Genomic DNA, 12,385 nt, shown 5'->3' with positions numbered 1-12,385 from the left:
ATGACGCTGATCCAGCCGCCGATGATGACCAACGGTGGAACGCACCCGGCCCGCACGATGCGCATGATGATCCGCGATCTGTCGCGCGGCGCGCAGGGCGTGACCGAGTACAACGACCTGAGGGTGAGCCAGCAGACGACCCCGGGAGCCGGGGTCCAGATCAGCGACGGCTCCGGAATCGTGCGCGGTGCCGCCTGGGGGCAGGGCTCGTACACGCAGTACAACGTGGGCACGGCCCTGGTGAGCATCGCCCCGACGGGGGCGACACCTCGCACGGACATGGTGGTGCTGCGCGTCCTGGACCCCGAGTACGAGGGCAGCCTGAACCCCGCCACCGACGACATCGGCTTCTTCGACGTGGTGTCCAACGTGTCGGCGGCGGCGACGCAGCCGCCGTCGGGCATGACCGCGATACCCCTTGCCCGGATCGCGCTGCCGGTGAACTGCGCCACCGTCACCGACGCGATGATCACCGACCTGCGGCGGATCGCGAACCCTCGCAGGGAGCGGCAGCTCTACACCGCCTTCCCCAGCGCCCTCGCCCAGTTGACCTACTCCGACAACCAGTGGCACAGGTGGCCTGGGGCGGCCAACTGGTCCATCGTTGTGCCGAGCTGGGCGGTCAGCGCGAAGATCGTCACCACGATCGCCGGGCTGCGGCTCACCACGGCGAACGTGTACGCCCACATGCAGCAGTGCTTCGGAACGGTGACAGGCCAGGACACGGCCATCGATGACGACCAGGGCACCGGTACCCGCCGCAACACCGTCGTCATCGCCGACAGCATGGCGATTCCCTGGCAGATGCGGGGCTCCTCTCAGAACCTGTACCTGCAGACGTACATGTCCAGGAGCGACACCGGCAACCTCGGCGTCGACGGCAGCACGTCCCTCATCGCGGACGTCGAGTTCGAGGAGGGCGTGATCTGACGTGCCCTCCTACCGGTACCTGACGTGCGATGCGGTCAACGGCAGCGTCCTGGCGTGGGATCTGCCGCTGAGCGACGTCTCCTACGGCCCGGAGCTGAACGGGCCCGGCGCGATGCAGGCCACGCTGGAGCCTCACCTGTCGCATCTGCTCGGCAGCATGGTCGACCCCGGGAACACGCTGGTCTTCGCCGAGCGGGACTCGCGGCTGATGTGGGGCGGCCTGATCTGGAGGGCGGAGCCAGAGGGCGGTAAGTACCCCATCGAGGCTGCCGGGTTCGGGTCCTACCTGGCCAAGCGGCACGACGTGCACGGCAATCTGAACGGGCGCGGCCCCTACACGTACGGCGACCCGTGCACAGTGATCCAGGACGTGTGGGCGTACTGCCAGTCCCAGCCGGACGGCGACCTGGGCGTGGTGGTCGATGCGACAACCTCGAAGGCGAAGATCGGCACCCCGGAGGAGCCGTACGCGACGACCTGGTGGGAGGCACCCGCCCTCGCCGATGTCGTCTCCGATGCGGTCGCCGTGTTCGGTGGCCCGGAGTGGACCGAGCAGGTGGCGTGGGCGGGCGGGGTGCCCGAAAGGCGTATTCAGCTCGGCTGGCCCCGCCTGGGTACGCGCCGCACCGACGTCTCGTTCTCGACGGGGGTGAACATCGCCGAGGCCCAGCCGGTCATCTACGACGGCGACGCGTACGCGCAGGTCGTGGTGGCTCTCGGCTCGGGGGAGGGGCAGGCGCGGCGGCGCGCGACGGACGCTGTGCGCGACGGCCGGCTGCGCCTGGAGGAGGTTCTGGACCTGCCCTCGATCAAGGGAACGGACCAACTGGCGGCGAAGGCCCGGCATGGGCGGATCGCCCGTCAGAAGCGCGGCACGGTCGAGCAGGTCACCCTCATCGACCACCCCGCGGCCCGCTTCGGCTCCTTCCAGGTGGGTGACGACGTGTGGGTGCAGGTCCACGACGAGTGGACCGACTACGACGGCTGGCTGCGAGTGACCGGATGGACGCTCACGCCGGCGCAGGGGGGCCAGCAGGAGCGCATGACGGTGAGCGTCGCGCCCGCCGATTCCTTCATCTACGGAGGCTGAACGTGGCAGAAACGGTTTCCGTCCTCGCGGCCCGGATCGCGAACCTGGAGCGCCTGGTGCGCGACTTGGCGCGGTCCAGCCGTCTGGCGAACTCCTCGATCGAGAACGGGTCCATCGGCATCTACGACAGTGACGGGCTGCTGCGTGGCAGCATCGGTCTGCAGGAGGACGGCACGGTCGGCATGGCCGCCGTCAACGGCCCGCCCCCGCCCGTCCCGGCCGCGCCTACCCTCGTTTCCGTGCTGGGTGGCGTGGCCGCCACCTGGGACGGCACGTTCGCTGGCGGCAGTCCGGCCCCGACCGACTTCGCGTACGTGGCCGTGCACGTCTCCACCAGCGCCGATTTCACCGCCGGCGACACCCTGTTCTCCGGGTTCTACGCCACCTCTGGCGGCTCGATGACGGTGCCCGCGAGCGTGCCGGTATGGGTGCGGCTGGTGTGCGTGTCGACGTCCGGCGCAGCCTCCGAGCCGTCCGCCGTGGCGGGACCGGTCGGGCCCGCGCCGGTCGTCGCGCAGGAGGTCCTGAACGGCATCGTGACCGAGCTGGCGCTGGCCGACGGCGCAGTCACCCGGGCGAAGATCGAGGCCGGCGCGGTGGACGGGACCGTCTTGGCCGACGGTGCGGTCAGTACGCCGAAGCTTGTCGCGGGGGAGATCGACGGCCTGGTCCTCAAGGCCGGTACGGTCAACGCCGACCGGCTCGTGGCGGCCAGTATCACCGCCGCGCAGATCCAGGGCCTGAGCATCACCGGCAACGAGATCGCCGCGAACACCCTCACCGCCGACAAGCTGAGCGCCGGGACGATCACGGCCGCCTCCGGCGTGATCTCCTCGATCGACGCCAGCAAGATCACTGTCGGGATGATCACCGCGTCGCAGATCGACGCGAGCAGCCTGGTGATCTCGGCGGGCAACGTGAACGGCACCGTCGCCTCCGCGAGCAGCGCCGGCACGGTGACGGGGGCTATCGGTGCCGGGGTCACCCTGCCGCCCACCCAGATGGGCGCCGGGCAGATCCCGCAGACCACCACCATCCACGGCGGATCGATCCTGACGAACACCCTGGACGCGGCGAGCATCAAGGCGGGAACCATCGCCGTGGACCGGCTGACCGTCGGCCTGGTCGGGGCCGTGGGGCAGAAGTGGTACGACTTCGGTGACTCGGCGTCGAAGTGGCTGAACCCGGGCGGCACGATGACCACGGTCGCCGTCGCGGACTCGCAGGCCGGCGGCAACGTGATGCAGTGCGTGGGCTACGTGCAGGGCGCCTACCGGCCCGACGTGAAGATCCCGTTCGACCCGTCCGTGACGTACCGGGTCAGTCTGCGGATACGGCAGACGGTCGCCAACTCGACACCCGGCACGAATCAGACTCTGTACGCGGGCGTGGCCGGCTTGGCGGGCGACGGGGTGACGTTCGTGAACAACACCGGCGCCAACTCGAAGTCCAGCCAGTTCTACGTGGCCGTCGACGGCGCGAACCTGGTCGCTGGCGCGGGCTGGACGACGTACACCGGCTACATCAAGGGCACCTCGAGCGCCCCCGTCCGCACGACGGCCCCGAACGCCAACGCTCCCGCTCAACTGCACTCCAGCGTCCGCTACATCACGCCGTTCCTGTACGCCAACTACCAGCAGGGCACCGGCACTGTCGAGATCGACATGTACGCCGTCGAGGTCGTCGAAAGCGGCGGCATCACCGCGAGCAACATCACGGCTGGATCGATCGACGGACAGACGATCACTGGTGCTGTGGTGCGGGCCGTACGCGCCAACGGCTCGGTGGCCGCACTGATGGCGCCGGACATCGGGGACGGGCAGGCGGGGTTCCAGACCACGTCGGCAGACGGGACCCTCTACTCGCGTCTGGAGGCGGGGGAGCTGACCTTCGGTTCGCCGGGCCTGTCGCAGGTGGTGCCCACCGGCATCACCGGCAAGGCATCGGGCGGCACCCTGGATCTTCAGTCCGGGATGATCGGGGGCGGCGCGCAGGCGCACATCATCCTGGCCAGCGGGGACAGCCCGCTCGCTTCCGGGAACGGCGCACCCTTCATCTCCTTGGAATGGGACGGCACTAGCGGCGGCCCGGACATGATCGTGGACGTGAGCGGGATCCTCGCGCCCAGGAACTTCGCCTGGGGGCGGGTGCAGATCACGCCCTCAGCAGCGAACGTGCCGACATCCGTGACCGTGACCGGACTCTCCATCCGGGGTTCCACGTTTCGCGGCCTGGCCACGCCGTCCACCACGGTTCCCGGTACCTCGGTCCTCGGCGTCGGCGTCACGAACCTGAGCAGCACCTCCGCGACCATCTGGGCGACCCGGAACAACACGACCGCGACGAACGTCGACTACCTCCTGATCGGAGTCTGAAATGGCCAACGAAGAACTACAGCCGGTGCTCGTGTCCGCCACCTGCCACACCGTCGGATGCCCCGTCGAGGGCGTGACCTACACGGGGGTCCCCATGTACCCCAGCCCGGTACCACCGACGTTCAATGCCGTCTGCGGGCAGTGCGGTCAACCGGTCACCGACATCGTGCAGGCCACAACGGCCTGATCTCGCCGGCGCCGCGACAGGCCGCGCAGCTCGCGCTGCAGCCTGACGCGCGCCGCCGTGTGCCCGTAGACTCATGCGTGGCGCGGGGGCACGCCAATCCCAAGGAGTGCGCGGTGACACAGCCGCCGAGCGCCGAGCCCACTCTGTGGGAGTTGCACCGCGCACTGATGCAGCTACGCGAAGACCAGAACCACGGCATCCAGCAGTTGCGTGACGACCTGCGCGGCGACCTGGCGGCGATGAACGCCCGCTTCGAGGAGACCGTCTCCAAGGAGGTCTACCAGGCGGATCAGCGGCTGGTGAATCAGCGGCTGGCCGCCACGGAGGAAGCGCAGCGCACTGCCGCCAGGGTCCGCGAGACGGACCAACAGCAGGCGGCGAACACTCGCAAGTGGCTGGTGTCGGCGTTCGTCGCGCCGCTACTGCTCGGCCTGCTGCAGTTGTGGCTGACCAGCAAGGTGGGGGCCAGCCCGTAGCGGCACACCATCGCGGCAGCATGCTCCACATTCGTCCGGCGCGGGGGAGAAACGGCACCGGACGTGCCCATCACTCACGGCACCCTGACCCACCGTTATCCACACCACACGAAGCTGGGCCGCCACCAGGTCCTCGACGGCCGCTCCCTGGAGTTCGTGCACGAGCACACCGGGGAGCCCCTCAAGCCTGTCCAGCACACCCCGCGCATCCCGGTCCTCGACCAAGGGGACCTGTCCGCGCAGGGCATCCGCCTGTCCCAGGTCATCGCCGGCGCGGCCGACGTCGACGCGCTCGGCTCGTGCACCGGCAACGCGGGGACGGCCGCAGCGTCGCTGCTCCTCGATGGCGCGGAGGCGCGGGCGGCCGGGCTGGTCCTCGCCGACGCGCAGGCGGCCGAGGAGTGGGCGATCGGCCTGTACGCGGAGGCGACCGGCCTGGACGACGCGCCCGGCGTGTTCCCGCCGTCCGACACCGGCAGCTCCGGTCTGGCCATCGCCAAGGTGCTGAAGCGGCGCGGCATCGCCGGCCACTACCGGCACGCCACCAACGCCACGGCGGTGGCGTCGCTGCTGCAGACCGGGGGCCTGCTCTACGGGACGCCGTGGTTCAAAGCGTGGTTCGAGCCCGACCGGTACGGGTTCGTCGACGGCGGCGACTGGCAGTACTCGCCGCTGGCCGGCGGTCACGAGATCTACCTGGTGGGCCTGGAGCGCGTCGTCCAGGACCACGCGGGCCGCGTCGATCCCGAGTTCACCGTCATCCGCTTCCGGAACTCCTGGTCGCGGTCGTGGGGCGACCACGGTGACGGGCTGATGACGCTCGCCACCTACCAGCGGCTGCGCCGCTACATCGACGTCATTCAACTGCGGAAGTAGGGAGACCGGACCGATGCTCAAGGCCATCGACATCAGCAGTCTGCAGGCGCATCCGGACATGGGCGGCGTGGACGTCGTCCTGATCAAGGCGTCCGAGGGCCGCAGCTACGCCAACCCGCGGCGCGACGCCCAGGAGAAGGCCGCGCGAGACGGCGGGAAGCAGGTCGGCTGGTACCACTTCCTGTGGCCGGGACACATCCAGGCGCAGGCCGAGTGGTTCGTCCGCTGCGCCGACCCGCGGCCCGGCGACGTGCTGGCGTGCGACTGGGAGACCACGACCGCGCACAGCGCGGCGACGTGCGCGGAGAAGGACGCCTTCCTGGCGGCCGTGAAGAAGCTGTGCCCGCGCCTGCGGGTGATCCTGTACTGCAACCTCGACTTCTGGAAGCGGCGCGACACCACCGCCGAGTGCGGGGACGGCCTGTGGATCGCCGACCCGGGCGCCGCGGCGGGCAAGCCGCGCGTGAAGCACTCGTGGGTGATCCACCAATACGGCATCAAGCGCGGGCAGGACGTCGACGTGTGCAACTTCGCGTCGGTGCAGGCGTGGAAGGACTGGGCGGGAGTGCCGCCGGTGGACGAGCCGCCGAAGCCGAAGCCGCCGACGTCGAAGCCGTACGTGCCGCCGCCGTTCCCGAAGGGTCTGGCGCCGGGCAAGTCCACGCCGTCGGCGAAGCCGCTGCAGAAGGCACTGCGCGCGGCCGGGTTCCTGCACATCTCGGACGCCGACCTGTCGGACCACTACGGGAAGCGGACGGAGGGCGGTGTGAGCCGCTTCTTCGACGCGGACCCGCAGTTCCGCTCCCAGGGCAAGCCGCACGACGCGGCGATCGGCCCGAAGGGGTGGGCGTTCCTGTTCACCCTCGCCTACGGCCGGAAGTGACTGGTGGACGCCGCTGACGTCATCCGCCGGTTCACGTTCCACCCGGCCGACACCGACGAGCGCCGCCAGGCCCACGAGGACATCCGGTCCGCGTGCCTGCAGTTGGCGCTGATGCTGCACTCCGAGCTGCCCGCCGGCGCGGAGAAGCAGTCGGCCATGTTCCGCCTCGAGGAAACCATGTTCTGGGCGAATGCTGCGATCGCCCGCCAGCCGAAGGAGCCCCAGCCGTGAACCTGTACCTGTCCCTGATCCGTACGGCCGTCCCGGCGCTGGTCGGCTGGCTGGTCGCCCTGGCCGCCGAGCACGGCCTGCACCTGGACGCGCAGGCCCTGTCCCAGGTGCTGATCCCGGCGGCCGCGTTCTGCTACTACGCGGTGTTCCGGCTGGCCGAGCACTACGTGTCCCCGAAGTGGGGATGGCTGTTGGGCTACGCCCGGCCGCCGCAGTACGACCTGGCCGTGTGACGCGGCTGCGTGGGGAAAGACCACGGCCCCCACCGCACGCGGTGGGGGCCTCGGCCTCTTGGAGGCTTCAGCGTAACAGCCTCTTCGGACGGCTCTCCTGGACGCGCGCTCGCGGGCGGCTTCGGCGCCCGCTGGTTAGAATCTAATGGCAGTCCAGTTGAGAAGGGGGTCCGGTCGTGGCGGGGAGGAAGCCGTTCCTGGCCGGCAGGCAGGAGTTCGCCGCCCTGTACGGGGTGAAGCCCACGCAGGTCACGCAGTGGGTGGCACGGGGCGTGCTGAACTACGAGCGTGCGGTGATCGTGTCCGGGTCGCCGTACTGGCTGCTGTCGTTCGCGCGGGGGTTCGGGCAGATGACGCCGCGGCCCAAGGACGTCGACGAGCGGGTTCTGCAGCGGCTGGTGGCCGCACAGGAGCCTGGGGTGTGGGCGCGCACCGTGGACGATGTGCCGCCGCTGGTGGGCCTGCAGGAGGCGACGGCTCTGTTCGGGCTGAGCAGTCAGCAGAACCTGTCGGCCGTGGTGCGGCAGGGCCGGTTCACGCCGGCGGACTACCACCTGTCCGGGTCGCCGCTGTGGCTGCTGGACACTCTGATCGAGGCGGCGCCGGAGATTCAGGCGAAGTCCCGCACGGTGATGTGGGCGGTCGTCCCGCAGGTCGAGGCGGCGCTGCGGCAGCGCCGCTACACCGGCCCCGGCTCGGTGATCGTCCCCCGTGGCCGCGCCGCGAAGGCCGCCTGACCTGCATAAACAAGCGGCGCAAACCCCAAAATGAGGCTAGAATAAGAGTATCGGCCCGGAGTGGGCCGGTGCTCTTGCCTTTTGGGGGAACGATGTGCGCCACCTCGGCCACCGCCCGGTCGCCGACCGGGGAACGCCGGCTTGCTGGCCGCGAACTGGTTGATCACGCCAGACCCATCCTGAAAGATGTGCCACACCATTGGAGCGGTGTTTGCACTTCCGGGGGTCTTGTGCCCATTCACCAGCAACAACTGCCGGGCCTGGACGACATCCAGCCCGTCCAGCAGCCGAACGCCGACCCCGGCCAGTCCATCCAGCAACGGTTCGAGGCGTTCCACGCCCTCAACCCGTGGGTGCTGCGGCACCTGGAGGTGCTGACCGCCAACTGCGTCACCGACGGCTTCACCCGCGTCGGGATCGGGATGCTCTTCGAGCTCCTGCGCTGGCGGTACGGACAGGCCACCCAAGGCGACGCCTTCCGCCTGAACAGCAACTTCCGCAGCCGGTACGTGCGGCTCCTGATCGAACGCCACCCCGAGTGGGTGCACCTGTTCGAGACCAGGGCCCTGCGCGCTGCGTGAGACCAACAACCTCTTGGAGCAGGCCCGATGGGCACCATCAAGCTGAAGACCCGCAAGCCGACCGGCATCGTGCCGTGGCCGCTGATCCTCATCGAAGGAGACGAGGGCGCCGGAAAGACCTACTCGGCCGCCGAGTTCTCCGCCTCCGACCGCATCGGCCAGATGTACTGGGTCGACCTGTCGGAAGGCAGCGCCGATGAGTACGCGGCCATCGACGGCGCCGACTACGAGATCATCGTCCACGACGGCACCTACCGCGACATCCTGGAGCAGATCCGCGCCGTCCACGACGAGGCCCGCCGCGCTGCTCTCGCCGGCGAACCGCCGGTGGTGCTGTCCGTCGACTCCGGGACCGCGCTGTGGCGGATGCTCAAGACCTGGACGAACGAGCGGGCCCGGCGCGGCAAGGCCAACGCGAAGCGCCTGCAGGACGACCCCGACGCCTCGGTCGAGGTGGGGATGAACCTGTGGAACGACGCCACCGAGAGGTGGTTCGAGGTCATCCACCTGCTGCAGACGTTCCCCGGCATCGCCATCATCACCGCGCGCGGCAAGCTGATCTCCGCGATCGACGACAGCGGCAAGCCGGTCACGGACAACCGCGGCCGCGTCCTGCGCGAGTGGAAGGTCCAGGCGCAGAAGGACCTCGCCTTCGACTGCTCGGTGTGGGTGCGGATGCGGCGCGGCCGCGCACCCCAGGTCATCAAGGCCCGCTCGCTGAAGCTGCGCATCGAGGACGGCCGGCCGCTCGACCTGCCGGACTTCACCATCGAGGACCTGGTGTTCAACCGGCTCGGCTGCTCGCTGGCCTCGCAGCCCCGCCAGATGCCCGCGCTCGTCGGCGACCGGGTGCAGGGCTGGCTGAACGACCACGAGGTGGCGGACCTCAAGGACGTCGAGAAGCTGCGCGAGCTGTGGTGGGAGGCCGCCGACGACGACGGCCTGACCCGCGCCGAGGTCGTCTCCATCCGCGCCGCGATCGAGCGCCTGGTCGCCGAGATCGAGAACCCGCCCACGGACATGGGCCAGGGGCCGGTGACCGACGCCGACCGGCTGCGGGCCGCCGCCGAGCGCAAGGCCGAGGAGGGCGACGCCGAGCCCGAGGGCGAGCCCGACCCGGACAGGCGCCCCGTCCGCAAGGCCCCGGCCAAGAAGGCGGCCGCCAAGCGCACGCCGGCCAAGCGCACGCCCGCCAAGACCGCCGCCGCCCGGCGCTGACCCCTTCCCCCGCGGGCCGGGCCTCCCACGGCCCGGCCCGCCCCCGAACTTCAGGAGTTGCTGTGACTGCTCAGCTTGTGGAGAGCGTTCCGTCCCTGTGGACGGCCGCCCACGACGTCGACGCCAGACGACCCCGTTCGCTGCAGCGGCAGCTCGGCGCATCGGACACCGTCTGCGAGCGCCGCGCCGCCTACATCATCGCCGGGACCCCGCCGACCGACGAGACCGACAAGCGCGCCGCGATCCTCGGCACCTACATCCACGAGGGCCTGCTCGGCGCCGCGCGCAGCGAGTACGGCTGGCTGGTCGAGCGCGCCGTCGCCGACGACACGATCAGGGGCCACATCGACGCCGTGCAGCTCGACGAGGAGACCGCCCGCCGCGTTCCGGCCCGCCACCGGCCCAAGGTGCACGCCGAGGTCCTGACAGTGGAGGACGTCAAGACGAAGACGACGTTCCTGTGGGACAAGGTGCGCCGCTACGGGGCGACGGCGGCCGAGCTGCGTCAGGTGTACCTGTACGCGGACCTGCTGCGCACGGTCGGCTTCGAGGACGTGCCCGGCCAGCGGTACCTGGCCAAGCTCGGCCCGCTGCCGGTGGAGCGGATCCGCTTCCGCTTCGTCAACCGGGACAACGGCGAGGAGTACATCCAGGAGATCCCCTTCGACCCGATGGAGGCCTCCCGCGCCCGCTGGTGGGTGCAGCGCGTGCTGGAGCTGAACAGCCCGGAGGAGGCCCGGAGGGACTTCGACGGGCCCGGCCTGGACTCCATCTGCGACTACTGCCCGTTCATGACGGCGTGCTGGGGGCTGCCCAAGACGCCCGGAGCGCCGGTGCAGACGACCCTCATCCACGACGACGCCGACCGGGCGCAAGCCCTCGCGGAGTACGTGCGCGGCCACGAGCTGGAGACCGAGGGCAAGCGGATCAAGAAGAAGGCCCGCGCGATGCTGGCAACCTCGCCGGCGGGCGCGTACGGCCGCAACGAGCTGGATTGGGGCGGGGGGAACCCCAAGTGGGCTGTCGACGTCGAGGCGATGGTCGACCTCCACGAGGACGCGAAGATTCCCGTGCCGATGGTGCCGGACGAGAACCGCATGATCGACAACCTGAAGGCGGCGGGCCTGGCAGTGCCTGAGGTGAAGACCTCCGAGACCACGCCCCAGACCATCATCGTGCGGCCCTTCAAGGCCTGATCGGACGGCCGCCGCCCGCCCCAGGCCGGGGCGGGCGGCGGCGTGCCCGTGGAGGGAACTTCCGTTGTCCATTCACCTGATGGTCGTCGCCGCGTACCTGCCCGATGACGTGGTGACCCAGGGTCAGAAGCTGGCGCTGATGAAGATCTGCGACTCAGCCGACGACGAGACGCGCCTGTCGAAGCCGGGCCTGCGCCGACTGCGGGCGTGGGTCGGCGTGACGGAGAAGCGGTGCATCACCATCGTCACCGAGCTGGTCGCCAAGGGCCTCATAGAGCGCGTGGAGGTCGGCAAGGCGGGCCGCCGCGCGGTCTACCGGGTGTTCCCCATGGGCGTGCCGGCGATCCCGTCCAACGACGAGCTGGACGCCCGGTTCACGATGGCCGACTCGGCTCCCAAGAACCCGCGCAAGGCGCGCACGGGCGTGGCCCGGGCGGCACCGTCCGCGCCGGGCATGACGCACGAGGACATCGACGCCCGCGCGCTGGCTGCCGGGGAAGGAGTGAGAGAGGCAGGGTTCCACGAGTGGAACCCTGACGAGGCCGAGGGCAGGGTTCCACCCGTGGAACCCACTGGGTCTCACCCGTGGAACCCAGTGGGTTCCACCGGTGGAACCCCTTCTTTTCCTTCTTCTTCCTCTGTCCTTCCTTCCCCCCTACCCCCCGCGGCTGGCGCCGCAGGGGAACCCGCTCCCGCTGGCTGCCAGAGGCATCCGGTCCCGGCTGCGAACTGCCGCGCCTGCGGCACGAACCCGCGTGCCGGTCGCGCGGCCCGCGAACGGGACAAGGCGGAGGCCGAGCGGCAGGCGCAGGAGGAGTGGCTCCGCAGCTACCAGGAGGAGCTGGCCCGCGCCAAGCGGGTCGCGCAGGAGCGGCCCCAGGATGTGGCGGCGGCGCGGCTGGCAGCCCGCCAGGCGGCCCGTGAAGGGCGGGAGAGGGCACGCCACGGTGAGCCGCCGCCCGGAAAAAATTCTTGACCTCCCCATGAATGCGACTAGAATAAGAGGATGGCCGACAGGAAGGAGCGGGTCGATGGGGTCGCTGGAAGTAATCGCACGCAGGGCCGCCGGCCAGTGCATCGGGTGTGGTCACGACGTTCACCCCACGGAACGGTGCTCCGCGCCGAAGGGTGACGGCGCGTGCGGCGTCGAGGAGCTGCTGGCGCTCGACGAGCTGGGGCTGTGACGGTCGGCGCCGGACGGCGGCACCTGGCCGGCCGCCCGGCGCTGATGTGCCACACCATTCGAACGACCCGAGAACAGCCGGTGCGGGACGGCGGGCAACCCCCGCCGTCCCGCTCGGCAAGTGGGGCGCGCGCTCCGCGGCGTTGGCCGTCGCGATACCCCTCATGGGCATCGGCCTCAGCACACCCG

At 70.3% G+C, this 12,385-nt stretch carries 15 protein-coding genes; all 15 read left to right on the top strand.

Features of this window, described 5'->3' with window-relative positions; translation table 11 throughout:
* The 15 genes from VKA29_RS18795 to VKA29_RS18725 all read left to right on the top strand — a co-directional run bounded on the left by VKA29_RS18795 (position 1) and on the right by VKA29_RS18725 (position 12,197).
* Entirely contained in the window at positions 1–930 is a 930-nt protein-coding gene (locus VKA29_RS18795; protein WP_324787018.1) for a hypothetical protein, read from the top strand.
* A gap of 1 nt (position 931) precedes the next feature.
* Positions 932–2,020, top strand: a complete 1,089-nt coding sequence (locus VKA29_RS18790; protein ID WP_324787017.1) for a hypothetical protein — start codon at positions 932–934, stop codon at positions 2,018–2,020.
* A gap of 2 nt (positions 2,021–2,022) precedes the next feature.
* Positions 2,023–4,395 (top strand): hypothetical protein, encoded by a 2,373-nt coding sequence (locus VKA29_RS18785; protein ID WP_324787016.1) that lies wholly within the window; start codon positions 2,023–2,025, stop codon positions 4,393–4,395.
* A gap of 1 nt (position 4,396) precedes the next feature.
* Positions 4,397–4,582 (top strand): hypothetical protein, encoded by a 186-nt coding sequence (locus tag VKA29_RS18780; RefSeq protein ID WP_324787015.1) that lies wholly within the window; start codon positions 4,397–4,399, stop codon positions 4,580–4,582.
* Between the two features lie 167 nt (positions 4,583–4,749).
* Positions 4,750–5,058: a hypothetical protein gene (locus tag VKA29_RS18775; RefSeq protein WP_324787014.1), complete on the top strand. Its 309-nt coding sequence runs from the start codon at positions 4,750–4,752 to the stop codon at positions 5,056–5,058.
* Between the two features lie 63 nt (positions 5,059–5,121).
* Entirely contained in the window at positions 5,122–5,934 is an 813-nt protein-coding gene (locus tag VKA29_RS18770) for a hypothetical protein (protein WP_324787013.1), read from the top strand.
* 13 nt (positions 5,935–5,947) lie between these two features.
* Entirely contained in the window at positions 5,948–6,817 is an 870-nt protein-coding gene (locus VKA29_RS18765) for a GH25 family lysozyme (RefSeq protein ID WP_324787012.1), read from the top strand.
* A gap of 3 nt (positions 6,818–6,820) precedes the next feature.
* On the top strand, positions 6,821–7,048 hold the full coding sequence (locus VKA29_RS18760; protein ID WP_324787011.1) for a DUF7681 family protein: 228 nt from the start codon (positions 6,821–6,823) through the stop codon (positions 7,046–7,048).
* The gene (locus VKA29_RS18755) at positions 7,045–7,281 is read left to right on the top strand and encodes a hypothetical protein (RefSeq protein ID WP_324787010.1); all 237 of its coding nucleotides are present in this window, start codon (positions 7,045–7,047) and stop codon (positions 7,279–7,281) included. The genes VKA29_RS18760 and VKA29_RS18755 overlap by 4 nt, the downstream gene beginning before the upstream one ends.
* A gap of 176 nt (positions 7,282–7,457) precedes the next feature.
* Entirely contained in the window at positions 7,458–8,018 is a 561-nt protein-coding gene (locus VKA29_RS18750; protein WP_324787009.1) for a hypothetical protein, read from the top strand.
* Between the two features lie 230 nt (positions 8,019–8,248).
* On the top strand, positions 8,249–8,599 hold the full coding sequence (locus tag VKA29_RS18745; RefSeq protein ID WP_324787008.1) for a hypothetical protein: 351 nt from the start codon (positions 8,249–8,251) through the stop codon (positions 8,597–8,599).
* A 27-nt stretch (positions 8,600–8,626) separates the two neighbouring features.
* Complete coding sequence (locus VKA29_RS18740) at positions 8,627–9,817, top strand: AAA family ATPase (RefSeq protein WP_324787007.1); 1,191 nt, start codon at positions 8,627–8,629, stop codon at positions 9,815–9,817.
* Between the two features lie 62 nt (positions 9,818–9,879).
* A complete protein-coding gene (locus tag VKA29_RS18735) occupies positions 9,880–11,013 on the top strand; it encodes a hypothetical protein (RefSeq protein ID WP_324787006.1) in 1,134 nt (377 codons plus the stop codon).
* Between the two features lie 64 nt (positions 11,014–11,077).
* Positions 11,078–11,989, top strand: coding sequence for a hypothetical protein (locus VKA29_RS18730; protein WP_324787005.1), 912 nt, complete (start codon positions 11,078–11,080; stop codon positions 11,987–11,989).
* A 55-nt stretch (positions 11,990–12,044) separates the two neighbouring features.
* Positions 12,045–12,197 carry a hypothetical protein gene (locus VKA29_RS18725; protein WP_324787004.1) on the top strand — a complete coding sequence of 51 codons (153 nt, stop codon included), beginning with the start codon at positions 12,045–12,047 and terminating at the stop codon, positions 12,195–12,197.
* Positions 12,198–12,385 lie beyond the last annotated feature (188 nt).

This window comes from Streptomyces sp. H51, from assembly GCF_035656535.1.
In the GTDB taxonomy this organism is placed as follows: Bacteria; Actinomycetota; Actinomycetes; order Streptomycetales; family Streptomycetaceae; genus Streptomyces.
The sequence above is the reverse complement of the archived record's forward strand: the minus strand, read 5'-3'. Positions and strand labels throughout refer to the sequence as shown.